Origin of the sequence: Pedobacter petrophilus, assembly GCF_009674725.1 — a bacterium.
Lineage (GTDB): Bacteria > Bacteroidota > Bacteroidia > Sphingobacteriales > Sphingobacteriaceae > Pedobacter > Pedobacter petrophilus.
Genome location: NZ_WKKH01000018.1, coordinates 37,911 through 63,564, shown reverse-complemented (window position 1 = coordinate 63,564; position 25,654 = coordinate 37,911). Strand labels below are relative to the sequence as shown.

At 38.0% G+C, this 25,654-nt stretch carries 17 protein-coding genes; 13 read left to right on the top strand and 4 right to left on the bottom strand.

Going from position 1 to position 25,654, the window contains the following annotated elements; translation table 11 throughout:
- Positions 1-40: 40 nt before the first annotated feature.
- The 4 genes from GJU39_RS12865 to GJU39_RS12850 form a co-directional block, all read right to left on the bottom strand.
- Positions 41-1,006 carry a hypothetical protein gene (locus GJU39_RS12865; RefSeq protein ID WP_154281206.1) on the bottom strand — a complete coding sequence of 322 codons (966 nt, stop codon included), beginning with the start codon at positions 1,004-1,006 and terminating at the stop codon, positions 41-43.
- Positions 1,007-1,158: 152 nt separating this feature from the next.
- Complete coding sequence (locus GJU39_RS12860; protein WP_154281205.1) at positions 1,159-2,220, bottom strand: hypothetical protein; 1,062 nt, start codon at positions 2,218-2,220, stop codon at positions 1,159-1,161.
- 105 nt (positions 2,221-2,325) lie between these two features.
- Positions 2,326-4,371: a glycoside hydrolase family 31 protein gene (locus tag GJU39_RS12855; RefSeq protein WP_209437641.1), complete on the bottom strand. Its 2,046-nt coding sequence runs from the start codon at positions 4,369-4,371 to the stop codon at positions 2,326-2,328.
- A gap of 217 nt (positions 4,372-4,588) precedes the next feature.
- Complete coding sequence (locus tag GJU39_RS12850; protein WP_154281204.1) at positions 4,589-5,533, bottom strand: hypothetical protein; 945 nt, start codon at positions 5,531-5,533, stop codon at positions 4,589-4,591.
- A gap of 355 nt (positions 5,534-5,888) precedes the next feature.
- Between GJU39_RS12850 and GJU39_RS12845 the strand changes: the two genes are divergently transcribed.
- The 13 genes from GJU39_RS12845 to GJU39_RS12785 all read left to right on the top strand — a co-directional run bounded on the left by GJU39_RS12845 (position 5,889) and on the right by GJU39_RS12785 (position 25,454).
- The gene (locus GJU39_RS12845; protein WP_167515687.1) at positions 5,889-10,079 is read left to right on the top strand and encodes a hybrid sensor histidine kinase/response regulator transcription factor; all 4,191 of its coding nucleotides are present in this window, start codon (positions 5,889-5,891) and stop codon (positions 10,077-10,079) included.
- A gap of 111 nt (positions 10,080-10,190) precedes the next feature.
- On the top strand, positions 10,191-11,012 hold the full coding sequence (locus tag GJU39_RS12840) for a sugar phosphate isomerase/epimerase family protein (protein ID WP_154281202.1): 822 nt from the start codon (positions 10,191-10,193) through the stop codon (positions 11,010-11,012).
- A gap of 69 nt (positions 11,013-11,081) precedes the next feature.
- Positions 11,082-11,993: a ribokinase gene (gene rbsK, locus GJU39_RS12835; RefSeq protein WP_154281201.1), complete on the top strand. Its 912-nt coding sequence runs from the start codon at positions 11,082-11,084 to the stop codon at positions 11,991-11,993.
- An 11-nt stretch (positions 11,994-12,004) separates the two neighbouring features.
- Complete coding sequence (locus GJU39_RS12830) at positions 12,005-12,790, top strand: phytanoyl-CoA dioxygenase family protein (protein ID WP_154281200.1); 786 nt, start codon at positions 12,005-12,007, stop codon at positions 12,788-12,790.
- Positions 12,791-12,902: 112 nt separating this feature from the next.
- Complete coding sequence (locus GJU39_RS12825) at positions 12,903-13,904, top strand: multidrug DMT transporter permease (protein ID WP_154281199.1); 1,002 nt, start codon at positions 12,903-12,905, stop codon at positions 13,902-13,904.
- A 344-nt stretch (positions 13,905-14,248) separates the two neighbouring features.
- Entirely contained in the window at positions 14,249-16,549 is a 2,301-nt protein-coding gene (locus GJU39_RS23905; protein WP_167515686.1) for an SUMF1/EgtB/PvdO family nonheme iron enzyme, read from the top strand.
- A 26-nt stretch (positions 16,550-16,575) separates the two neighbouring features.
- On the top strand, positions 16,576-17,301 hold the full coding sequence (locus tag GJU39_RS12815; protein WP_154281197.1) for a GntR family transcriptional regulator: 726 nt from the start codon (positions 16,576-16,578) through the stop codon (positions 17,299-17,301).
- Positions 17,302-17,839: 538 nt separating this feature from the next.
- The gene (locus tag GJU39_RS12810; RefSeq protein ID WP_154281196.1) at positions 17,840-19,135 is read left to right on the top strand and encodes a DUF4861 family protein; all 1,296 of its coding nucleotides are present in this window, start codon (positions 17,840-17,842) and stop codon (positions 19,133-19,135) included.
- On the top strand, positions 19,132-20,340 hold the full coding sequence (locus tag GJU39_RS12805) for a glycoside hydrolase family 88 protein (protein ID WP_154281195.1): 1,209 nt from the start codon (positions 19,132-19,134) through the stop codon (positions 20,338-20,340). The genes GJU39_RS12810 and GJU39_RS12805 overlap by 4 nt, the downstream gene beginning before the upstream one ends.
- 28 nt (positions 20,341-20,368) lie before the next feature.
- Entirely contained in the window at positions 20,369-20,818 is a 450-nt protein-coding gene (locus GJU39_RS12800; protein WP_154281194.1) for a GlcG/HbpS family heme-binding protein, read from the top strand.
- Positions 20,819-20,898: 80 nt separating this feature from the next.
- Positions 20,899-23,271, top strand: coding sequence for a heparin/heparin-sulfate lyase HepB (hepB, locus tag GJU39_RS12795; RefSeq protein WP_154281193.1), 2,373 nt, complete (start codon positions 20,899-20,901; stop codon positions 23,269-23,271).
- Positions 23,272-23,357: 86 nt separating this feature from the next.
- Positions 23,358-24,350: an aldo/keto reductase gene (locus GJU39_RS12790; protein ID WP_154281192.1), complete on the top strand. Its 993-nt coding sequence runs from the start codon at positions 23,358-23,360 to the stop codon at positions 24,348-24,350.
- 3 nt (positions 24,351-24,353) lie between these two features.
- Positions 24,354-25,454 (top strand): bile acid:sodium symporter family protein, encoded by a 1,101-nt coding sequence (locus GJU39_RS12785; RefSeq protein WP_154281191.1) that lies wholly within the window; start codon positions 24,354-24,356, stop codon positions 25,452-25,454.
- Positions 25,455-25,654: the final 200 nt, after the last annotated feature.

Genomic DNA, 25,654 nt, shown 5'->3' with positions numbered 1-25,654 from the left:
CGCTGTTCTATTATGAAGCGGATTCTTCGATTGAAGAAAATTATGGCCTTTTATTTTTCCAAAACTTAAAATCATCCCAATACACTTGGAAGATGCCATTTCTAGCGTTCATCTGATTTACCATGTTATTAGAGGTATAAAGTTTAATTGGATTGATGTCTCCAAGCCCGTCCGGATTGGGGTCATCTGGATGGCAGGTATCTTCTTTAAGGTCATAAACTACCGTTTTAGTGCCACCATCTGGTGTAACTGCAAAATAAAAGCGTCCGTTTCCTTTGTTACCATCTTTGATATAATACTCTATGGTCATCCATTTACCAATAGGAGCTTGAAAACCGGTGTTAGATTTTTCCCATACGGTTACAAATCCGCTTACTAATTTCTGGGCTTCAACTTTGAAAAAGAATGGAGAGCCAACGGTGCCAGGAGCAATTTTGCTAAGCGTAACACCAAAACGGAAAGGATAGGTAGCCCCAGGATTCCATTGCGCATTATTCCAAAACTCAAATAGGGTAATCCAATCTCCACTTGCTGGGTATGCAGAATTAACAAGCTTGTTAAAGTCTGTAGGTATAAATAGGCGTACAGATTGGTATACTTCCTTCAAATCGGTATTGCCGTAAATATCCATTTGTATTCTGGCTTTTTTATCGAAAACAATTCCATTTACCGTATACTGAGAGCTTGCCGGAATGGCAATATGAGGTGTAAGTAATTTATAATTAAGCACTTTGTTGCTCGGGTTTAATGGTTCTGCTACAATTCTGGCCCTACGCTGGGTACTATCACCTTCTTCATAGTAATTTCTTACATAACCAACGTTCGGATGGTTTGCGAAATCAGTTACCCAATCATTCTTTGTAGAGAACGTAAGATCTTTACCTCTAAATTCATCCATCTGCGCATTAGTTTGTATGATGGTAGTGTTTTCAAAACCAGAGTTAAATATCAACTCTGAAGTTGGTACAGGACTGATGTCAATTGGATTAATAGGTGGTGAGGACACTAGTGGACTGTTTTTTTTGCTGCATGCAAAGAAGAAGCACATGGATACTAACAAAAAAGAATATTTTTTCATGATATATTTGGTTTTTTATAGCTGATCATATTTATTGTTTACTAAGCTTTATTAAAAAAGTACAAGCAATTTTTAAATTATTAAGGTTGCTTATCTCTCCAAATTCTAAAATTATCCCAAGATACTTGTAACGATTGAGGATTAGTACCTGCTTTTACAGCGTCTATAATAGTTTTAGAAGTATATAGTTTCATGGCGTTCCAACTTTGCACACCGTCTGGATTAGGATCACCTGGGTGCTGTGTCCAATTGTGATTAGTGCCGGTTGCATAATCAAATATTACTGTTTTAGTACCGCCATCTGGCGTAACAGCCATATAAAACTTACCATTATTACTGCCTGCTGTACCTTCTTTAAAATAGATGTCAACAGTCATCCAGGTGCCTAGTGGTACAACAAATGTAGAGGAAGAATTTTTCCAAACGTCTTGAAACGAACCGCTAACATCTTTTTGAGCACCTGCTTCAAAGTTAAAATTTTGCAAGTTTGCAGATTTCTTTAAAGTTATCCCTATTCTAAAAGGAAAATCATCTCCCCAGGTATTATTGTTCCAAAGTTCAAATAAGGTAAGCCAATCATGTGGATCGTATGTTGGGGTAGGTGGGACTAGTCGGTTTGGGTCATCTAAAATTTTCTTGAATGAGCTGTAATGAAGTTTCATTCTTACGCTTTGGTAAAACTCTTTGAAATATCCGCCAGTAACTGGGTCCTTAAAGCCATCAATTTCTACCTGTACTCTGGCTTTTGGCGGGTTTGCCGCAATGGTGCCGTTAGTAATAATGTATTTTAGAATGTTATTGGTACTGTTATCATCTGTTGTTATTACAGCTTTGCGGTCTGTAGATGTTCCCCCTTCGTAATAAAAGCGAAAGCTTTTTCCAAAATTTGAAGTTGTCCAGTCGTAGGGACTAACATTAATGCCGGTAAGGTCATCACGTTGTGGATCTACATAAGAAATAGCTGAATTGTTAAAATCTGATGACGCAACCAGTGTGCCTGTGGTGCTTAGCAACTGAAGCTGGTTTTCTGAAGTGCTGGATGAAGAGGCAGTGGTATTTGCTACCTCTTGGTTTTTCTTGCAACTGCCCATACATAATATTAATGCAGGAATAGTTAGCACTATTAAAAAAGAATTTTTCATACTTTGGTTTAATTAATAATTATTTGGTTAAAAAAATATTTTTAAATTGCTTGTACTCGTAACTTTCTTTTTATAAATTTTTTTATCGAACTCAGTGTAATACTTTTATTGAAATAAATTAACGGTAATCACTTGCTTTATCGTTGTACTTGGAATAGTAACAACGCTTGCATTTAAATCTTTTCGCCATACTACTTTCCTACTTTTCCCATTTACTTTGGCACCTTTCATCACTACACCAAGTAGCTCTATTTGATAGGCCCTTTTTAGCGGTTGGTCTTTATAACCTTGGCCGGCAACAGCATCAATGGTTATATCCGCTCCGTTCTTCGCTTGCAAATAATACAGGTTATTAAATGCATTTTTGCCCTTTAAATAATCGGTAGAAACACCATCATCTTCATAAAGCGTAAACATGTTCTTTTTACCCTCTGTTCCTGGATAGCATCGTATAACCAGGGTATCAAGCTTTGCGGTTGCCATTCGTTGGCGATAAGGTTGCATTGGCAAAGGGTAACCGCCTTTAACAAATAAGGGAGACTCATTAATATCTGCACTTACATCTTGTGTTGTACCTCCTTCGTATTTTTTATGGTTAAAGATATTAAACCAAGTATCACCTTCTGGAAACCAAACTTTTTGGTTAGCAATTAAATCTTTTCCTGTTCCGGGAGATACTATCGGGGCAGAGAGTAACAAGTCGCCAAATAGGTATTGTTGCGGATTATTGTACGCCTCTTCCTTGTCGGGATACTCGATATACATTCCTCGGTTTAAGGGGATTGTTTGACTATGGCATTGCCAAACGCTTGAATAGATGTACGGCATTAATTGCGAGCGAAGATGATAGACCTTTCTCATTGCTATCTCAGCCTGTTCGCCCCAAAGCCAAGGACGCCTGTCTAATTTTGAATCATAAGTAGAATGTATTCTTAATGATGAATTGGTAAGTCCGAATTGTGTCCACCTCACGTATTGTTCCGGATTACGGTCGCCAAAAAAGCCACCAATATCATGCGCCCAAAAAAAGCATCCAACGTTACCGCTATTGGTGGTAAAAGGCACTTCAAATTTCAGCAATTCCCAGGTTGATTTTGCATCACCAGAAAATTGTATAGGTGTACGGTGGCTTCCCCATCCCGCCCAACGGCTAAACAGAAGTCCTCGTTTGTTATCACGTTCTGAATTTTTAAAGTAAAGGTTGTTAAGCCAAGGTAAGTGTCGTAAGGTGCGGTAGCCCAACACATAAGGCATTTCCATATCTTGTTGCCAGTCTAGCCACCAAAAATCTACCCCCATATTCTCTAAAGGCTGCTGAGCATACTTAAAAAAGTTTTCCGTGTACTTTTTATTTCCGGCATTAAACAACAATTCTTTTTTACCCGTAGTGTCTTCGCCCATAGCTTTCATAAAATTAGGGTATTGATCTTCGTGATGGCGGATCCCATCATGAGGGTGATCATTCAGGGCAATAGCCAGACCGTCGTCTTTTAACTTATTCAGCAGACCTTGAGGATTGGGAAATAGTTTTTTGTTCCAGCTGTAGCCCGTCCATCCGTAAGAATCTGTATTGCCCAATCCAGTTGTGGCATCTTTTTGAGTATGCCAGCCCATATCCAATACCATTACATCAAGCGGGAAATCATGTTCCTTATATCCCTTAACTATTTCTAAAAACTCATCTGCCGAGTAATCCCACCAGCGGCAATACCAGCTTCCATGAATATATTTACGATTCATAGGCACTTCACCACTTATGGTAGACAAGGCCTTGAGTGCCGTTTTATAATCATTGCCATAGGCGAAAAAGTAAAAATCGGACAGGTGATTTACAGAACGTTCGGCAATCCATCCATCTACAAAAATTTCTTTTCGGCTATCATCAATTAACTGACAACCGTTTCTGGATAATAAACCATTGCTAGTAGGAACTTCGCCCGTAATCTGATCAAGCGTAATCAGGGTTCCACCAAGGTTTTTATTATCCTTTTTATGCATCGCCCATTCATAATTTTTTGGCTTATTAAAAACGGTAATACGGATGTTAAGGTTGCTGAGCGGGTAGCCATCATCTATAAATTTTACTACCATTCTTTTGGTAGTAATGGTATACTTGTTTCCGTCTTGTTTAATCTGAAACTCATTGCTCAAGGCTGAGCGATTATGTGCAAAAAAAGAGTATTGTCTACAAATTTGTCATCCAAGGCATATTCCATTCGGATAAGTTCGGGGGTAATAACCGTGAATCTAGTTTTACCGATAACGATGGGATTAGTGCTTTGGGCAGTAACCTGGCTACCCATAAAAAATAGAAGTAAAAACAAAAACCTGTTTTTCATAAAGTTTATTTGTAAATTTTAAAGTGTATTTATTGTGGGCGTTTATTCTTCCAGAGTTTAAAATCGTCCCAATAAATCTGGAGTGTTTTCCCCTTAGATTTCACATAGGCAACAATTTCTGGTGAAGTATATAATTTCATCGGGTTATATCCTGTTAATCCGTTTGGAGCTGGATCAGTGGTCATGTGCGTAAAATTATGCACATCATAAACCACTTTTTTCGGCTCACCATCTGGGGTTATGGCTAGATAAAAACGGCCGGTTTCTTTATTGCCTTCTTTAAAGTAGTATTCCATGGTAAACCATTTTCCTATGGGTACTTTTACGTTTGTATTGTTATACCGCCAAACTTCTTTTTGGCCTGGGTCTTCGGCATTTAATAAAAAGTTTAAATCTGTTTCATTAGGATCTAGTTTGCCAATACACAAGCCATTCCTGAAACCATATTTCTCTTCTTTTACCCACCATTCGTTATTCCAAAATTCTGAAAGTGTAAGCCATGTTATTCTTTTAGGGTAATCTCGAAGCACTGCAAAATCGTTAGAAAGAAATACTCTTACCGACTGATAAAATTCTTTGAAACCTCCCTTGATGCCATATAGATTTGTTTGTACCCTTGCTTTTTGAAGTCCCAAATCTGCTGTCCATGAACCATCCAGCCAAAACTTAAGTACATGGTTGTTAGGGTTGCCTGGCTCTGGTACAACTTTAGCGTAGCGTTTAGAAGAATCGCCACCAGTGTATTGAACCTCCAGTATGCCACTTTTAATTACTGGTATAAGATCTTTATCCCAGTCGCTATTCCTTAGTTTTGCTCCCTTGCCAGCTAACCGTTCTATTGAAGCGCCATAATCTTTAGTACCAGGTATTGGCACAACTCGGGTTGTCCCTTCAAAATTTGATTGAATGATTAACTGGGGTTTCAGCTGTTTATTTTTTACCTCCTGCGCCCATGATGTGATTGAGATCATCATACCAATAGTTAAGCTGCAACTCGTTAAGAAAAGGGTTTTTTTCTGGGATGTATGTTCGCTGCTTTTGGCAAAAAGCCCTGAAAGACAGCAATCTAAATACTTGAGGTTAGTTGTCCCAGCACTCGATTGAGCTGAGGTTAATGCCTCCGGTTTTTGTATCATGTTTAGGTTTATAATTTTTATAAATGGTTATACTACAAATGACCAAATTTAAAATTATACCTTGTTGCTTGATTGGTCATTTTTGTAACTGTATTAGCTTATAACGTTCAAAAAACACGACGAGTGGTTTGTATATGGGCATCGCACCAAGTTATTTTCAGTATTTTAGCCTTAAAATCTGTTTAAAATGTTAATGAGCAAAAAGGTCCTTTGCAAAACAATTTCACTGGTATATAGTAGGCTCGTTTTCCATATATATATTATACTGTTCTTTTTTGCCAATGCAGGTATTGCTTCAGCTTCCTATCCTGAACTTAAATTTAGAGTGATTGAAAAAGGGCTGTCAAATAGTAAAATAAGATGTGTTTTTCAAGACAGTAAAGGTTATATATGGATAGGAACGAGTTATGGCTTGAGCCGATATGATGGCTATCAGGTTATAAATTACCTACCGGATGTAAACAATAAAGGCTCCATAAGCAATAGCTTTATTAATGGCATTTGCGAAGATAAAGACCATAATATTTGGGTTGCAACAGGTTTTGGACTAAATAGGTTTAACAGAAACTCAAATACATTTACTCGTTTTTTGTACAATACCAAGAATGCAGGCCGATTAAGCAATAATAACATCCGAACTGTCTTTGTAGATGATAAAGGAAATTTATGGATAGGTACTGCGGGTGGTTTGAACCTTATACAATTTGGAAAAAAGCGAATAGACAATTATAGCGCTTACACTAAAGAGGCAAAGAACCTTAATGGCATAAATTGTATTTATCAAGCTAGCAATAAAACGCTTTGGGTAGGCACGGATGGAAATGGGCTGTATCAATTATTTGGCCGTACTTGGAAGTTGTTTAATAGAAGTAATGGCATTTCCAGTAATTTCATTACTGCAATTTGTGAAGATAAAAACCGCGATCTATGGGTAGGGACAAAAGAGGAAGGAATATCAGTTATTAATAGTACAAAAGGATCTGTCAGGCAGTTTAAAAAAAATGAAAACAAGCTAATCGGTTTGCCAGAAAATGAAGTTCTATGTCTATTTAAAGATAGTAAAGGTGATTTTTGGGTTGGAACAGTAAATGGTGGGCTCAGTGTATATAGTTTTACGACCAATAGCTTTACCCATTACAAAAGTGATCCGTTTTCTAAAACAAGTCTTCCTCAAAAAAGTGTATCCGCTGTATTGGAAGACAAGCAGCATAATTTTTGGGTGGCTACAGGTGGGGGGCTATGCGTTTACAGTCCCGAACGGTATAAATTCAATCTGGTTACGGCCCTTCCGCAATCGAACAGTTTATCTCATAAAAACGTAAAAACTTTTTATGAAGATAAAGACGGTTTAATTTGGATAGGGACAGACGGTGGAGGCATCAACATTTGGAATCGAAAGGATAACACGTATAGGGTATATCGTAATAAATTGGGTAATTCAAGTACTCTAGGGTCCGATGCGGTACTTCATGTCTATAAGGATAAACAAGGAACTATTTGGGTTGCAACATGGGGAGGGGGGCTTAATCGGTTTAACCCTAAAACAAACAACTTTTCTCGTTTTGTTCACCAGCCCGCAGATACAAACTCCATCGGTTCTGATGACGTATGCCAGCTATTTGAAGATAGCAGGGGGCAATTATGGGTGGGTACTGCGTACGGCGGCTTATCGGTTTTAGATAGAAAAAAAGGCATATTTAGGCTTTTTAAGGGGCCAATTAATCAAAAAACAAAATTTGAAGGCAAAAGTATCAGCCGGATACAGGAAGATAAAAATGGGGATTTATGGATAGGAACAGACGATGCAGGTTTATATTGCTATTCTGAAAAAAATAAATCGTTAACTAGTTATTTTAATCCGAACTCTAATACCAAAATTTCGTTCTATGAACCTGTTGATGTGGTTTTTAACGATTCTAAAGGACGATTATGGATAGGGCAAAACAGTTTAATGCTGTTTGATTTTAAAACCAGAACATTTAAGCAACCTGCATTAAGCGCTAAATTCGGTAAAATCATAATTTTAGAAATTATGGAAGATTTGAAGGGAAATTTTTGGATCAGTACAAATAACGGCCTTATCAAATACAACCCTGATCAGCTTTTCTTTAAACGATATTCTGAAGCAGATGGATTGCAAGGTCTTGAGTTTTCTAGAAATTCTAGCTTAAAAACCCGAGATGGCAAAATGCTTTTCGGAGGAACTCAGGGCTTTAATATTTTCCATCCCGATAGTATTTCTAACAGCAGTAATGTAGCACCTGTATATTTTACCGATTTCCAAATATTTAACAAAAGTGTAATAGCATTTGGCGATAATTCGGTTTTAAAAAGTCCAATTAGTGAAGCGAAGGAAGTCAAACTAGCCTACGATCAATCATTATTTTCTTTCGACTATGCATCTCTCAATTATATCGACCCAGAAAAAACGCAATATGCTTATTATCTTGAAGGCTTTGACAGGGCATGGAACTTTGTGGGAAATCAGCGAAAAGCAACGTATACGAATTTAGATCCAGGAAAATATGTTTTCAAGGTAAAAGCAAGAAATGCCGATGGTGTTTGGGGTACAAACGAGGCATCTATAAATGTTATTATTGTTCCACCATTCTGGATGACCTGGTGGTTTAAGTTGTCGGGAGTATTGGTTTTGATGGCAACACTGATTTTCTTGCTTCAACAAAGAAGGAAAGTAGAGCTTAAAAAAATAGATGAAGTAAAAAAGGAAGAGATTCATCAATCTCAGCTTCAATTTTTTACCAATATATCTCACGAATTACGCACCCCGCTTACCTTAATACTAGGGCCACTTCAACGAATAATGAAAGAGGGAGGTTCTGAAACGTTGAAGAACTCAACTCAAATTATGTACAGAAACGGCATGCGCCTGATGGGTTTGATCAACGAAATTATCGATTTCCGTAAAGCAGAAACAGGTGTTTTAAACCTAAAGGTTACAAAGGGAAATTTAGCTCAATTGATTAATGATTTAGCTGCAGACTTTTCTGAAAAAGCAATTGAGTTAGGGATCAATTTTAAAGTAAATATTCCTGTAATAAACGAAGATTTATGGTTTGATAAACAGATCATAGAAAAAATCATCATCAACCTGTTGCATAATTCTTTTAAATACACTCCGGCTGGAGAAACAGTAACAATTGAAATCTTTTTTGCTATTGCAGACTTAAAGCCATCGTTTGAAAATGAACTGATTTTAAAAAGCAATTATAAAGCAGCCGAATATGTTTACATCCGTGTGGCCGATAACGGGATAGGCATTTCCAAACAATCTATGAACCATTTGTTTGAGCGATATTTCCGGATTACTCAATCGCACTTAGGCTCTGGCCTTGGCCTAGCTTTTGTTAAAACCCTTACGTTTTTGCACAAAGGGGAAATTTATGTATACAGTGAAAAGCTTAAGGGTACGGAAATTAGCATAGCAATCCCAATTGGTAAAAAAGAGTATAAATTATCAGAACTGTGGGACGAAAATAATGAAGAAAGTACCGTTAAACTAGAAAGCCTGGAGTATAAAAACGAATTGTATTTTAAAAAAGATATCCTAATAAAAGGAAACCTAGATTTAGCGCTGCCAAGGGAAGCAAAAACCTTACTTATTGTAGAAGATAATGATGAAATAAGGGCTTTTTTAAGGGAGTGCTTAGCATTGCATTATCATATTTATGAAGCTGTTGATGGTCTGGAAGGACTTATTAAAGCAAAAGAGCAAAGTCCGGATCTTATTCTTAGCGATGTGATGATGCCCAAAATGGATGGGATTGAACTTTGCCGTTTGCTAAAAGAAGATTTGGAAACGAGTCATATCCCTATTATTTTATTAACAGCCAACGATACTCCCGATACAAAGATTAGCGGTGTAGGGTTTGGCGCCGACCATTATTTTAGTAAGCCGATTGATATAGATCTTTTATCGCTCACTATTAAAAATCTTTTTGATCAGCGACAAAAAATAAAGCAGCGTTACTTGAAAGACTATAAGGTGGAGGTAAGGGAACTTGTACACTCTGCTAAAGATAAGGAATTGATGGACAAACTTTTGGCTATTATAGAACTACACATGGAAAACCCAGATTTGAGTGTGGATATGATTTGCAAGGAGATAGGAATGAGCAAAACTAAACTTGGTACAAAAATTAAAGAAATAACAGGACTTGCCATTATTGAGTTTGTAAAAAATGTACGCCTAAAAAAAGCAGTTGAGATTATGACCTGTGAAGCAGTTTCGGTAGGAGAAGTAATGTATCGGGTGGGTATTTTATCGAAATCATATTTTTCTACTGTTTTTAAAAAGGAATATGGGGTTAGTCCTAGTCAATTTTTGCTTGATATAGACCATAGCATTAAGAAAGGAAAAGGTTAAATTTGTTATTTATAATCTTGTAAATCAATAATTTAATTATTCTTATTATAATAAGTGTTGTATGTTTCATTAAATATATATAGCTTTGACTTATTATAATAAGCTAACCAAATGCAGTTAAAGACCTTTCGCCATTTATGGGGAGTTACAGAACCATTTGAATCGGCATTTTCGAAAATCAAAGAAAATGGCTACAACGGGGTAGAGTTTAAAAGCGTTCGAGCATTGGAGCATGTAGGCTTTAAAAAACTACTTTCCAAGTATGACTTTGAATTTATTGCCCAGATTCACACGTATGGCGAAACCGTAACAGAGCACGTAGCCTCTTTTAAAGAATTGATACAACAGTCATTACCTTTAAACCCTGTTCTTATCAATAGCCAAAGTGGAAAAGACAGTTGGACAATGAGCCAAAAACACGAGTTTTTAGCACAAGCTTTAGCATACGAAAAAGAAATAGGAATACCTGTTGCACATGAAACGCATAGGGGCAGGATAACTTATAATCCATGGGATACCAGAGAGCTATTGCTGTCATTTGCTGAGCTAAACATTTGCTGCGATTTTAGTCATTGGGTTTGTGTTTGTGAGCGTTTAATTGAATCAGAAATAGAAATTATACAGCTTTGTGCAGAGCGATGCATACACATCCATGCACGTGTAGGATATGAACAAGGGCCACAAGTACCCGATCCACGAGCACCAGAATACCAGCAGCATGTTGAAGCGCATGAAAAATGGTGGGATATGATCTGGCAAAAACAATTAGCTAAAGGGATGAGGCAAAGTACCATTGCTCCCGAATTCGGCCCTCCAGGTTATCATCATACATTGCCCTTTTCTAATACTCCAGTATCTAATTTATGGGAAATTTGCGAATGGATGAACGAAAGGCAAAAAGAACGATTTAAAAAAGTAACAAATATATTTTAAAGGTAGAAAGGTATAAATCTTAGCAAGATCTAATATCTCATTTCTCAAATCTTATATCTAATTAATTAAATGAAGAAAATATTAGTGATAGGTAGTTACAACGTGGGTTTAAGCGTAATCGGAGATAAAATTCCATCGCTTGGAGAAACAATTATGGGCAGTAGGTTTGATATGGGACCAGGTGGAAAGGGATCTAACCAGGCTTTAGCGCTGGCCAGACTTGGAGCCGACTTAAAATTTATGTGTTGTATTGGCGACGATACATTTGGCAAGGACGCCTTAGCGCTGTTTAAAAAAGAAAACTTAGCGACAGATGCTGTAAAAGTGATTGACGATTGCCATACTGGTGTAGGACTTATACTCATTGATAATAAAGGCCATAATGCCATAGGTGTGGTTGCGGGTGCAAATTCTCATTTAACCATTGCAGATTTGCACGCCAATAAACAACTGTTTGAAGAAGCTGATTTTTTACTGATCCAGTTGGAAAACAATTTAGACGTTGTGGAAGAAGCGATCAGGATTGGCCATTCAACAAATACAACTGTAGTGTTTAACCCAGCTCCAGCTCAGGCCATTAAGCCTGAAATACTCGCTTTAGTGGATTATATTACGCCCAACGAAACCGAAGCTAGTATCATTTCTGGAATAGCAGTTACCGATCTAGAATCGGCCTATGCCGCAGCAGATGCGCTAATCAGTAAAGGGTCTAAAAATGTAATTATTACACTGGCGGAATGTGGCAGTATTCTGCTTTCGCAAGATAAAAAGCAACATTTCCCAGCTAAAAAAGTAAAATCAATCGATTCTACGGGTGCTGGCGATGCCTTTAACGGTGGACTAGTTTATGCATTGTCAACTAATCAGCCTATTGAAGATGCGATTGATTTCGCTTCAAAAGTGGCTGCGCTAGCTGTAACAAAAATAGGCACGGTAGCTGGTCTACCTACTTTAACCGAAGTAAACAATTTCAATAGCTAAAATTTATCATCATGTTACAATCACCAGAAGTAATCGCAGATCCTAATTTTAAATTATTCAGTCCAGCCGATAAAAAGATATTTAAAGAAAGTGGATTTATACTGGTTAAATCTTTGTTTAGTGCAGTAGAAGTGGCTAAATTAAAAACCATTGCGCAAGCAGATATTAATCCAGAAGAAGTACTGGTTAAAGGTGACCAAACCGGAAACCTTACCAAACTTAAAATGTGGGATAAGCCTGGAGAAGATATTTACGGCATGTTTTCAAGAAACGAAAGGGTTGTTGAAAACGCAGAAATTTTGCTTGGCGAATCAATTTACGTGTATAGTGCGAAAATGATACTCAAAAATGCCAAAGAAGGTGGGGCTTGGGAGTGGCATCAGGATTATGGATATTGGTACAACTACGGTTGCTTATTGCCAGATATGTTAAGCTGTACCATTGCAGTAGATAAAGCAACTAGGGAGAATGGATGCCTTCAGGTGTTAAGAGGTTCGCAAAAAATTGGCCGTATAAATCACGATCGCATCAACGAACAAACTGTGGTAGACGAAGAAAGATTACAAGAAGCAATTAGTAAATATGAATTGGAATATATGGAGATGGAACCTGGCGATGCCTTGTTTTTTGACGGAAATATTCTTCATCGCTCCGATAGTAATAATTCTGATCATGACCGATGGAGCCTTATCGCCTCATACAACACAGTTGCAAACAAACCCTATAAAAAAGTGAGGGATTATGGGAATTTTGAACCTTTGCTAAAGGTATCCCGCAAAGCGATTATGGAATTTTAAACAAATGCCTAATTACATTATAGAATTAAACCAAGCAGATATGAGTATTGAGACAGGATGCAATTTACATCAAGCTCACCTCAATAATTAACCAAATTTAAACCTAAACCAAATGTATACTCCAGAAAGTTATACCATCTCTGTTATTTTATGTTTTGTTGCCATGTTTGCCTGGGGATCCTGGGCAAACACTCAAAAACTCGCTTCAAAAACTTGGCGTTTTGAGCTTTTCTATTGGGATTACACCATCGGTATTTTATTGTTTTCCTTGGTCTTGGCCCTAACGCTGGGTAGTTCAGGCAGCCATGGGCGGTCTTTCGCCGATGATTTCGCTCAGGCAGGCTCAGGCAGTATTGGGTCTGCCATGTTGGGAGGACTGATTTTTAATATTGCAAATATTTTATTAGTGGCCGCTATTGCTATTGCAGGCATGTCCATTGCTATAACTATTTGCGTGGGTATCGCTTTAGTATTAGGTGTGTTTATCAATTACATGGCATCCCCGGTCGGCGATCCGGTTTATCTCGCAGTTGGCGTATTTTTAGTTGCACTGGCTATTATAACCAGCGCTTTCGCTTACCGTAAAATGAATAATGGCTCGCATCAAACTTCTGCCAAAGGCATTGTATTAGCGGTAATTAGTGGTGTTTTAATGAGTTTTTTTTATCGGTTTGTAGCCAAATCAATGGCAGTAAATCTAATTACTCCAGAAGCGGGACTTCTTAGCCCTTATACTGCTATATTCTTTTTTTCACTAGGAATCTTCGTCAGTAATTTTATTTTAAACACAGTGATTATGAAAAAGCCCTTTGTGGGCCAACCTGTAAGTTATAGCCAATATTTTGAAGGCACTTTAAAAACTCATTTAATAGGTGTGCTTGGAGGTTCGATATGGTGTATAGGCATGTCTGCTAGTATTTTAGCAGCAGGAAAGGCAGGTTTCGCTATCTCTTACGGTTTGGGACAGGGTGCAACAGTGGTCGCCATTTTATGGGGTATTTTTGTATGGAAAGAATTTAAAAATCCTCCGAAAGGAACTTTAACCTTATTAAGCCTTACCATTGCTTTTTATGTGTTTGGACTTATCGCTATAATCGTTTCTAAAATAGTCTAATAATATATCATCTCATTCCCTTTTTAATAATCTTTACGATGGAACATAAAAATCTAACATTTAAACTGCTTATATGCTTTATTTTGCTTATTGCAGCCACTGAACTCCATGCACAAAATAAGCAATCAGATTACCTCCGTTTCCCTTTCTCTCAATATGTAATAAATGCCGATATGTGGGATGGTACAGCTAACTGGAAGTACTCAGAAACCTTAGAACATAGCGAATCTGTTATCTTACCTCCTAAACCAGGCGAAAATTGGAACGATTGGTACAAAAAAATGAAAGATTATCAATCATTTGTAAGGGCACATACCAATGATACAACGGCTTATTTTATCGAGTTGATTCTTGATAAAACCAGACAGACCACCATAAACTTTAATAAGGTAGCTTTCGATATGAAGCTAGTGCCTTCAGAAAAAATAGTGATAGATGGAATGATAGATGCTAAGGCAGGTAAGGCCAAGATATTTATCGATTTCGCATTAAAGAACAAAGGGGAAGAAATTTCAAATCCAGTTAGGCGGGTATTCCATGGGACCGAATATTTTATGGCGGATAAGAAAATGGCAAGGTTTAGCCAAACACTTTCAGTGCCCAAATTTAACACTGATAGTTTTTCTATAGTGCCCTTTGTACGTGTAGAAGCGCTTGATGATATGATTGCAAAGGTAAATATACGTTCATTGAATTTGTCGCTGCCATCTAATCCAGACCGTGTAAAAAGATATAATGAACTGGCTATAATGTTTAATCCTAAATCAATTGCATTAGACAGGCAATTGTATGACCGGCCTGAAATGCAATGGCTCAAAAAGAATTTTATTATGGGGTTTGCATTTATGTGGGACAAGGATTTTTATGATAACGAAACCGGCAAGTATAAGGTAAAAGAGTACTGCGATAAGATGAAAAAGGAATTTGGAGGTTTCCAATCGGTAATGATATGGCATAGCTATCCTAATATCGGTATCGACGAAAAAAACCAGTTTGATTATTTTTACAATATGCCCGGCGGTATACCTGCTTTAGCCAATATTGTAAAGGAATTTCATGATAACGGAGTAAAAGCAATTCTTATCTATAATCCTTGGGACGTAGATACCAGGCAAGCTGACAAAACTGATTTCAAAATTTTTCCGGAAATAATTGGTAAAACCGATGCCGATGGGTTGTTTATGGATGTTGGCACCTATGGGATGGAGTTTCAGCAAGAGCTGGATAAGTATAAAAGAGGTGTTACGGTTGGCCCTGAATTGAGTCCGCTGTTGCAATGCGCACAAGGGCCTAACGCCGTTACCTCTTCATGGGCACAAACCGTAAAGCCAATCAATAATCAAGGGGTGCTTGCCTTGAAATGGATCATTCCAGATCATTTGCAGTTAAGGATCAATCGTGGTAAAACCGACCGCCAGAACGACCTTGCTTTTACATGGTTAAACGGCCAAGGGGCGATAGTTTGGGAAAACCTATTTGGAATAATGAATAAATGGAACGCCACAGATCGTCAGACCATCCGTAAAATGAACGCCATTTGGCAACAATACTATCCTTTATACACCTCTGATTCATGGAAACCATATTTGCCTACAAACAATAAATCGGTAAATATATCATCCTGGGAAAACAGCGAAACTCGAATTTGGAATGTCGTTGCCGATGCTCCATTAAAAGGTGTTAAGGTAGAATTTGATGCAGATGAGCATCACATGCAGTATTATGATTTATGGACAGGAAAAAAATTAGCCTTGGTTAATGGTAAAATCAGTGTAAGTATAAATCGATTAGGTTGCGTGTTAGGTCTTAAAGGTAAAATGCCTTCTAAAGAAATTTTTGCTTTGCTAGCTAAGCAAAAGGCGGAAGATGCAAAACCGCTTCCTGTAAATGATAATTATGCTAAAGTCTTGTTCTTAAAGAAAGCAAAAACGCCTAGTGCTGTAGTTGCAAATAAAAATTATATCGCCAATTTATTGAAGGTTAAGGGTGCTAATTACCACTTTACCGTTAAACATGCACAGCGTGAAGGTGATTGTTACCCAGATGAGGACGCAGTGAATGAAACCGAATATAAATTTGTGAAAGAGAATGGTTTCAGCTTTATTATTCATCACCAAAATCAGGTATTGCCCAATTACCAAATCATGCCTAAGGTGGTTACTAATGGAGAGTTTGAAAATTTCATAAACAAATCAGGCTATACGCCAACAAATACTGATAACTATTTGAAACATTGGAAAGGCACTAAATGCCCAGATGCCATTAAAAACGAACCCGTTGTGTATGTTTCTTTGGAAGATGCAAGGGCATACGCCGCATGGGCTGGTATGCGCTTACCCACAGAATGGGAATGGCAAGCTGCAGCTGAAACCCACGGGACAAGCTTTGTATTTAATAAAGTATGGGAATGGAATGAGAGCGAAAGGTTTGACGGTAATAATCGCTTTGTAACCCTCCGCGGCGGCTGTGAAACTTGGCAGTTGAGCACATCTAGGTGGTACTTTGGCGGTGGAACAAGTTATTTTAAAGCTGCTCCAGGGGGTAAACAGCCCATTGATTTTCATTGCAAATATTTTTTGATGTACCCAGGTTTAGATCGAGCTGGTACACTTGGTTTTAGATGTATGATGAACGCTAACCAATAGCTCTTTAATTTTTGTTAATATTGTAAATGGCTGATAAAAATATTAGGATTCCACAATATCGCCAGCTTTATGAAACCCTGCGTAAACAAATCAGTAATGGGGTTTATAAAGCTGGCGACTTGCTTCCGTCAGAAAGTGAACTCAATATCGCTCACTCGGTAACACAACCAACTATTAGACAGGCTTTGGCCTTATTGGTTAATGATGGCTATATAAAAAAACATCATGGCAAGGGAAGCATTGTACAAGAATTGCCAACCGGGCTGGGTATTCTATCCATAGAAGGCCGCTTAGCTAATTCAAACAGTAATGTAGAAAACTTATTGACAAAAATTATCGACGGCCCTAGAATTACATCATGGCCAGATGTTATGCCTTTTACTCCAACTCAGCAAGAATTGGAAGACTCTTGTTTCTACATTGAAAGGCAGAGAAGTGTAGCGGATACCGTTGTCTTTTATGAGTTTCTCCATATCCCAAATCATAATTTGCCACGCTTTGCTTCCAGATCCTTAGCAAACAAATCTTTATACGAGCTATTACGAACGCATTATAAAATTGAGATAAAAGGTGGAGAGCAAAAAATTTGGGCAATTTTAGCAGATGATTTGGTGAGCCATTACCTAGAAATTGATGCCGGTAGCCCTGTATTACGCCTGGAAAGAAGAATTGATACCAATAGAACCGATTTTAGCATTTATACTTCATTATATGCAAATACCGAGAAATATATTTTGCAAGGTTTAATTTAACTCAGGCAAAACACAAGTGTTGATTTTTTAAGCTAGCGGGTTCAACAATATTTTTATAAATCGATTTAATAGTCTCCAATAAATCAATTCTTAGCTGCTCAAGCAAATAACAGAACTGATAATTTTGGCCATTTTAAACCATAATCTGGTTTTCGAATAAACGTTTCTTGGCAGAAGAACGGGCGCGGCTTATAACTTACCCATCGTTAACAAGCACTCTGCTATTCCACTTACCTATGATATGGCCTTAACTACTTTTGGGCTAAACTTCAAAAACATGCCTTCTATAAGTCTTATGATGTCTCTTTAGAAAAAAGAAGCATTATAGCTATGTTAAAAAAGAAAATAATTTTCTTGAATTGTTTAAAATTGTTTTTATATTTGGTTAACAAAAAATTGGTTAACCAAATATAATAGACTTCATTTTTTGCCAACCCAATTTTTTAAGCAAAATACTTTTGTACTCCAAATAAGAGACGCAAATGTATTTGCTTAATAAGTGATTAGGTAAAACCAATGGAATCAAAAACCGAAAAACATGAAAGGTTACAAGTTTCGTTTGCTGATATTTTATAAGCTGATATTTCAGGATTTTTTTATAAAACGTGTTTGTTTACCAATTTTGATCATTTTGGTAGCCACTCAGGCTTGGTCACAAGCCAAAATACCTCAACACTTAATCATTATTGAAAATGACCAAAGCTTTAAAAGAGAAGGTGAAATTATCTGTATCGAAAAAAGTAAACTAAAAAATATGCCTTCGGGCTTTTATCCGCTAATAAAGAAAGCAAATAAAACTTTAACAAGCCAATTGATAGATAAAGATGAGGACGGAAGATGGGATTGCTTATTAATAGAAGTGAATCTCAATGCTAACTCAAAAGATACATTGAAGATGGAATGGGTAAAAACGATTGATGAAATCTCTTTTCCGCAAGTAACGAATATCCGCTTTAGCAAAAAAAGTAAAAATGCACTTCCTGAAAAGGAAATTGAGTATTTAGAAAGAAGTCGGGGGTTTACACAGAACATCGCTGATCCGGTTTATCAGCTAGAAGGTCCGGGAATTGAAAATGATAAAGTGGCTTTCAGAAGTTTTTTTGATAAACGAAATGGTAAAGATATCTATGGTAAAGTCTTATCAGAACCTATTTTAAACCGCGTAGGTTTGGTTGGTAGTTGGCATAAGCTTCAAGATTGGGGTATGGATATTTTACGTACTGGCAATTCATTAGGGGCAGGTGGTTTAGCGGTACAAAAAAACGGAAACCTTTATCGTCTGGCTGATGCTGATAAAACCACTTTTCGAGCGATTGCTGAAGGATCTTTATACGCAGCATTTAAACTAAATTTTAAGAAATGGGACGCTGCTGGCAGATTAAAAAATGGCTTTGAAAAAGTCTCCATCATAAAAAGAGATTATTTTTATAAGAATGAAATTAAGTTGAGCCTTGCTGACAATGAATATCTGGTTACCGGAATAGCTAATTTTGAAGGTGGCGAGGCGGTATTAAAAAACCATAATTCCGAATACAGTTCTGTGTTTACTTATGGGGATCAGGCCGATGGCACTAAAACCAAATTGGGACTGGCCATTTTATTTCCGGCAAGTCAATATGCAAGTCATGCCACCACCAGCTCATCAGATAGTATCCCAAATACTTCCTATGTAGCACTTAAACCTCAAAAAAATAAAACTTATAACATCTATTTTATCGCCTGTTGGGAAAAAACGGACCCTCGTTTCTCTACCAAAGCAGGATTTGAAAGCTATATCCAAGAAGTTGCAGACAAGTTGAATAACCCAATAAAAACAAAAATTTTATATAAATGAAAAGAAAAGAGTTTACAGAATTAGCCTTGGGTTTAACTCTAGGCGGCCTCCTATCGCCGCTTTTAAGTGTAGGCAAGCAAACCGAAAATTTTTATGATAAGTCTGTATTGAGTGCGGATGGTTTACCGAATATGCTTCCAGCTAACCTGAAACAAATGGTGAAAAATACCCTAAAGGCAGAGTTTAAAACGGTTAATACCGACTGGGATGGCACCATACAGATAGAAGGCTTGCTCCGGTTTGCTAATCGAGGTTATAAGGAAGGGTTAGACTACTCCAAAAAGTGGTTTAATTTTCATGTAGAGCATGATTCTAAATTAACCGACGAGCAATATTACAAACAATATGAAGGACCAAAGGCAAGGATACTGCGAGACGGCCCGTTAACATTTGTTATTTATTCGGCTAACCTCGGCGTAGCATTTCCAGTACATGAACTGTATAAACAAACCCGCGATTTAAAAGCCAAGCAAGTTTGCTTCGATGTAGCCGATGCCATTTTACATTATGCTGCCAGAGATAGGTTTGGAATGCTTGCTCATGACGACTATAATTATATGGATTTCGCCATACCTGATACTGCTTACTGGGCAACAAGGGCTAACGCAATTGCTGCATCGCTATGTACTGATATAGCTGTGGCCAATATGTATTGGAAACAATCTATCTATCAGTTAAACCAAGGTATCGAGTATTTTTTAGACGTTAAAAAAGGAATTGTACGTACCGGTTTATTTAAGGGAGAGCCTGCTAAAACCTATTGGTGCCGCTCTCAGGGTTGGTTAATATGGGCTATAAGTGGGTTATTGCGCTATCTGCCAAAAACACATCCAGAGTTTAAAAGAGCTGCAGCAGCAATGAAGGTTATTGCAGATGGGACTGTAAAATATCAAAGTAAAAACGGTGGCTTGCATGTATTGGTTGATGATCCTTCTTCTCCTGAAGAAGTTACCGGTATCGCAATGGTTGTGGCATCTGTAAAAGAAGGAATGAGAAATGGTTGGTTGCCGCCTATATATAATGATATGTGTAATAAGGGTTGGGAGTTTATTAAAAAGAGTGTGGATGAAAAAGGAGTGGTGCATAATACCTATACAGGTTGGGCCGTAACCGCCGAAGAGAAAAAGGTGAATTTGATGGATGAAAAATTCCGTGGCTTTGTGCCTGGCATTATCATGCTTGCCGCAGACGAAATGACCCGATAAGCAAAACCTCAATATTTAGAAATAAAACATGCCATTCAATATTTTATCTGTAACACTAGAAGAAGCCATGCAAGGCGTCAATCAAATCATAACCAACGCCAGCAAGGATGGAGGTAACCCCGTAGCGGTTGCGGTAGTTAACGCCTCTGGGCATTTAATAGCATTTCAGGCGATGGATCATGTGGTGCCCGCAAGTATCAAGCTAGCCCAAAGCAAAGCGTATTCTGCGGTAGTAGGCCAAAAAGATACCATCAACTGGGCATCCTTTCCCAAAAATGAAAAAACAGTTGATTTTGATATGCGCAATTGGACGGATGAAAATTTTACTGGATTTACAGGTGGTGTGGTCATTATGCATAACGGGCAGGTAATTGGCGGCATAGGCGTAAGCGGCAGAAAAGGTAAGAAGGGCGATGGTGATTTGATGATGCAAGACAACGAATTAGCGGAATATGGAAGAGACAGTTTCTTTTTGTAATAGAAAACAATAATTAATATCCTCACTATAACCGCCGTACCATAAAAACATCAATAAAAAAATCAAAATGAAACCTGCTAATGCATAATATTAAAATACTACTAACTGCAGTTGCTTTTGCCATCGGATTAGCTGCGCATGCACAGAAAGTATTAGACGCACATCCAGGATATGTGGATCCCTATATTCATGCTATTGATACAAATAAAATTGTTCAAGTTAAATATCCACCCTTAACCAAAAGGGATGGCTTGGGCTTGGATATCCCCAAGCCACCCCACGAACACCCTCGTTTGTATTTTAGAAAATCAGACATTGCGAAGCTAAAAGAAAATGCGGCAAACCCTTTGTTGTCGGGTTGTTTAGATAGCATCAGGAAACAGGCTCTTAGGCCTACCGATGGTGAGCTAAAACAAGGTGTAAGGCACAACATAGATTTTAAAGTGTTAAGTGCAATTGAATCAAAAGCTTTTTTGTATGCGTTTGACCATCATGTTCCATCGGGAGAAGCAGCCGTGGTTGCCATACAAAACCTGAATAAGACCATCATCATTGATTATAATAAAGCCGACGTTTGCAGAGACATCGGTAATGCCATACATACCATGGCTGTAGTATATGATTGGTGCTATGATTTAATAGGCGATAAAGAAAAAAAAGTCCTCATCACACAAATGGAATCTTTGGCAACAAAACTAGAAGTAGTTTGGCCAAAATTAGTGCAAGGATCCATTGTGGGACATGGGGTAGAGGCACAGTTATCAAGAGATATGCTTTCTTGCGGCATTGCTACTTATGATGAAAAACCCGAGATATACAACTTGGTAGCGGGTAGGATATTTGCTGAATTTATCCCGATTAGAAATTTGTTTTACCCAGCTTCTTACCACCACCAGGGAAGTGCTTATGGACCTTACCGGTTTAAGTACGATTTGCTTTTTACCCTCCTTTTTGATAGGATGGGGTATCCAAACGTGGTAAGCAAGTCTCAAGCTAACGTGCCGTATAAATGGTTTTATACCCGCAGACCCGATGGACAGGTATTTAGAGATGGCGACGATTTTAACGAGTTGTTCATCAAATTCGGCGACTATTGGAGCATGGCATCCGATGCGCTTACGGCAAGTTATTTCAAAGACCCCGTTCTTATGAGTGCGGCTATTAAAGGAAAACTGATTGGCAAAGACCCCCTATACGATCTCTTACTCATAGACCCCAATGTATTGCCAAAAGAAGACATGCGTTCTACGCCCCTAACAAAATACTTTAAAGAGCCCTTGGGCACCATGGTGGCAAGAACAGGTTGGGAAGCTGGCATAAACTCAAATGCAGTAGTGGCTGAGATGAAGATAGGTGCCTATAATTTTACCAACCATCAACATTTGGATGCGGGCAGTTTTCAACTTTATTATAAAGGGCCTCTTGCGGTTAACTCGGGCATTTACCAAGGCACCACAGGAGCCTATGGCTCAGCGCATTTTAAAAACTATTATCAACGTACAATTGCTCATAATTCAATGCTTATCTACAAGTCTGATGAAAAGTTCACCTGGCATGATAATGAGGTAGTGAACGATGGTGGGCAGCAGTTTCCCAATGGTGCGGCAGAACCCAAAAACCTCTCAGATTTTCTTGCAAAAGATTATAAAACAGGTGAAGTACTGGCACATGCTTTTGGCCCTGATACCATAGCCCCCGAATATACTTACCTAAAAGGAGAACTTGCAGAAGCTTATAGTAATAAAGTAAAAAGCTTTAAGCGCTCTTTTGTGTTTTTGAACCTTAAAAATATAGGTGTACCTGCAGCTTTGATTGTTTTTGATCGCGTAGATGCTTCCGATAAAAGCTATAAAAAATCTTGCTTATTGCACTGCGTGGAAGAGCCTGTAATCCAAGGGAATATTACCATGGTAAAACGGAGCGACAAAGGGTACAATGGTCAAATGATCAACACTACTTTATTGCCATTGATTCAAAACCTTAGTATACAGAAAGTTGGTGGCAAGGGAAATGAATACAACGTGAACGGAAAAAATTTCCCTCAGCAAATTGTTGCGGCAAATAACTCTGGAGATAATGCCGCATGGCGAATAGAGATTTCGCCTAAGGATGGCAACAAGGTGGATAATTTTTTGAATGTGATGCAGGTGATGGATTATGGAAATGCCAAGCCACTGTTGGCCGAAAGGGTAGAAACAGATCGATTTGTAGGCACTACAATCGGTGATAGGATGGTACTGTTCAATAAAAACGGAGACCTGGCTGCAACTGCCATCAATTTAAAAATAACTGCTAAGGGAACAACCAAGGTGTTAATTGCCGATTTGGCAAAAGGCAATTGGAGTATCAAGTGCCTAAGCAATAGTAAAAATTCTATAAATGACCTGTACAATAAAGATGGCTTGCTGTATTTTAATGCAGGGCAGGGTGAGTACATAATCAAAAGAAAATAAAAATTGAGTAGGTGAGGCTAACCTAAAAACGCCAGCTCTATTTATCTCAACTAAATATTAAAGCATCAATATAAAAAAATAATAAAATGGATAAGAAGCAATTACCGGGCACAAACATTATGCTTTCGCCTATTACTTATGGCGCGTTCGCAATAGGAGGCTGGTTTTGGGGCGGAGCCGATGAAGGCGATGCAATTAAGGCAATTGAAGCTGCTATAGAAAACGGAGTAACCACCATTGATACCGCTCCCGTTTATGGCATGGGGCATAGCGAAATTGTGGTTGGAAATACCATTAAGGGCAAGCGTGACAAAGTGCAGCTGCTTACAAAATTTGGGATGATATGGGACGCCGAGAAAGGTGATTTTGCTTTTGAGAGCAAAGACAATCAGGACAAACCTGTTAAAATATATAAGTTTAATGGTAAGCAAAGTGTTATCGACGAATGTGAACGAAGCCTTAAGCGTTTACAAACCGATTATATCGACCTTTTCCAGATGCATTGGCCAGAAAGCACCACGCCTATAGAAGAGACCATGGAAGCATTGGAAATATTGAAAACGCAAGGTAAAATTCTGGCGGCTGGAGTATGTAACTGCCCAGTAGATTTACTGGAAAGAGCCAATGCTGTTTTGCCAATAGCTACAAATCAGGTAGCGTATAGTATGGTTAATCGGGGTATTGAAAAAGACCTGGTACCTTTTTGCCTAAAGAATGGTATTGGTATTTTACCACATACATCCTTACAAAAAGGACTTTTAACAGGTAAAATAAAACCTGGGCATGTTTTTAACCATGGCGACCACCGCCCTAACACACCTTATTTTAAAGAGCACAACCATAAGGAAGTGATGAAAATGCTGGATGCCGTAAAACACATAGCAGATGAAAGAGACATCAGCCTTGCACAATTAGCACTTAATTGGACTATGAGGCAACCCGCGGTTACTTCAGTGTTGGTTGGAGCACGTAATGCTTCGCAGATGTTAGAAAATGTAAAAGCAGCTTCTTTCATATTAACAGACGAAGAAATCAATAACATTAATAATGCTTTGCTTCAGATAGATTTAATACTTTAAAAAATGGGCATCACCCTAAAAAAAATATCCCTACTGGCAACGGTAGCCATATTAATAATTGCTACTTACTTATTTTTAAGTCATAAACTTGTGGAAGGAGGCTTGTTTTTAACCGTATTTTGGCTGCTTCTGGCATTTACCATGATGCAGTCGGCCAAATTTAAAAAATTCGCTTATACAGTTTTCATCCTTGCTTCGGTAACTGTTGCTATGACTTTTCCTGAATATTTTATCACCTTAGGCAGCTTTCAACTAAAAAACCTCATTGTGCCTTTGCTGCAAATTATTACTTTTGGAGTAGGTTGTACCATGGGCTGGCGCGATTTGTCTGGCGTGTTTAAAATGCCTAAAGCAGTATTGGTTGGCGTGCTATGCCATTATACCATTATGCCTTTTGTTGGTTTTACCATAGCCAAAGCATTCGGCTTTCCGCCAGAGATTGCGGCGGGGGTTGTTTTGGTGGGCTGTATGCCAAGCGGATTGGCCAGTAATGTCATCGCTTTTATTGCAAAGGCCAATTTAGCTTTATCGGTCACCATTACTGCAGTTTCTACGCTGCTAGCTCCACTAATGACCCCACTATTAATGAAATTTTTAGGAGGTCAATTTGTGCCAGTTAGCTTTTCTGCTATGTTTCTGGATATATTGAAACTGGTAATCATACCTATTTTCCTCGGCGTTTTTGTAAACCATTTTTTTCATAAAAAAGCAGTGTGGATAGATCATGTAATGCCCAAAATTTCTATGGCCGGCATCGCTTGTATCATTATAATAATTACGGCTGCAGGTAGAAACAATATGTTACATATTGGCATTACGTTGGTGGTTGCCATGTTTTTACACATGACCGCTGGAGTGTTTTTGGGTTATTGGGGTGGTCGCTTATTTGGCCTGTCAAAATTAAACAGCAGAACAATAGCTATTGAAGTGGGGATGCAAAATGGTGGCTTAGCATCTGGAATTGCAGTACAGATGGGTAAAATTGCAACGGTGGGTTTAGCCCCTGCAGTTAACGGGCCTATTATGAACACCACATTTTCTCTGCTAGCAACCTATTGGGGAAGTAAACCTATTGAACCGCGTCCAGAAGAATCTGTTGTTTAAGCTAGAAGCATCTTTTTTATTTAAAAATACAGGAATGAGTAAAAAAAATACTCATTACAGCAACCCTGATTAGCTTACTATTCTTCCATTTGCTTAAATGAATAAGTGAGGAAATTACAGTGAATGCCTCATTTTAGTTTAAAAACCAATCCAATAGTGCTATAACAAGCATCTGAAATAACCAAATAATTAACCAAATA

What these genes read in the sequence shown, in the direction of transcription:
- GJU39_RS12825 (WP_154281199.1), top strand. Translation starts at nt 12,903, where the DNA reads ATGTATACTCCAGAAAGTTATACCATCTCTGTTATTTTATGTTTTGTT.
- GJU39_RS12860 (WP_154281205.1), bottom strand. Translation starts at nt 2,220, where the DNA reads ATGAAAAATTCTTTTTTAATAGTGCTAACTATTCCTGCATTAATATTA.
- rbsK (WP_154281201.1), top strand. Translation starts at nt 11,082, where the DNA reads ATGAAGAAAATATTAGTGATAGGTAGTTACAACGTGGGTTTAAGCGTA.
- GJU39_RS12830 (WP_154281200.1), top strand. Translation starts at nt 12,005, where the DNA reads ATGTTACAATCACCAGAAGTAATCGCAGATCCTAATTTTAAATTATTC.
- GJU39_RS12815 (WP_154281197.1), top strand. Translation starts at nt 16,576, where the DNA reads ATGGCTGATAAAAATATTAGGATTCCACAATATCGCCAGCTTTATGAA.
- GJU39_RS12850 (WP_154281204.1), bottom strand. Translation starts at nt 5,533, where the DNA reads ATGATGATCTCAATCACATCATGGGCGCAGGAGGTAAAAAATAAACAG.
- GJU39_RS12810 (WP_154281196.1), top strand. Translation starts at nt 17,840, where the DNA reads ATGAAAGGTTACAAGTTTCGTTTGCTGATATTTTATAAGCTGATATTT.
- GJU39_RS12845 (WP_167515687.1), top strand. Translation starts at nt 5,889, where the DNA reads ATGAGCAAAAAGGTCCTTTGCAAAACAATTTCACTGGTATATAGTAGG.
- GJU39_RS12790 (WP_154281192.1), top strand. Translation starts at nt 23,358, where the DNA reads ATGGATAAGAAGCAATTACCGGGCACAAACATTATGCTTTCGCCTATT.
- GJU39_RS12805 (WP_154281195.1), top strand. Translation starts at nt 19,132, where the DNA reads ATGAAAAGAAAAGAGTTTACAGAATTAGCCTTGGGTTTAACTCTAGGC.
- GJU39_RS12840 (WP_154281202.1), top strand. Translation starts at nt 10,191, where the DNA reads ATGCAGTTAAAGACCTTTCGCCATTTATGGGGAGTTACAGAACCATTT.
- GJU39_RS12800 (WP_154281194.1), top strand. Translation starts at nt 20,369, where the DNA reads ATGCCATTCAATATTTTATCTGTAACACTAGAAGAAGCCATGCAAGGC.
- GJU39_RS12785 (WP_154281191.1), top strand. Translation starts at nt 24,354, where the DNA reads ATGGGCATCACCCTAAAAAAAATATCCCTACTGGCAACGGTAGCCATA.
- hepB (WP_154281193.1), top strand. Translation starts at nt 20,899, where the DNA reads ATGCATAATATTAAAATACTACTAACTGCAGTTGCTTTTGCCATCGGA.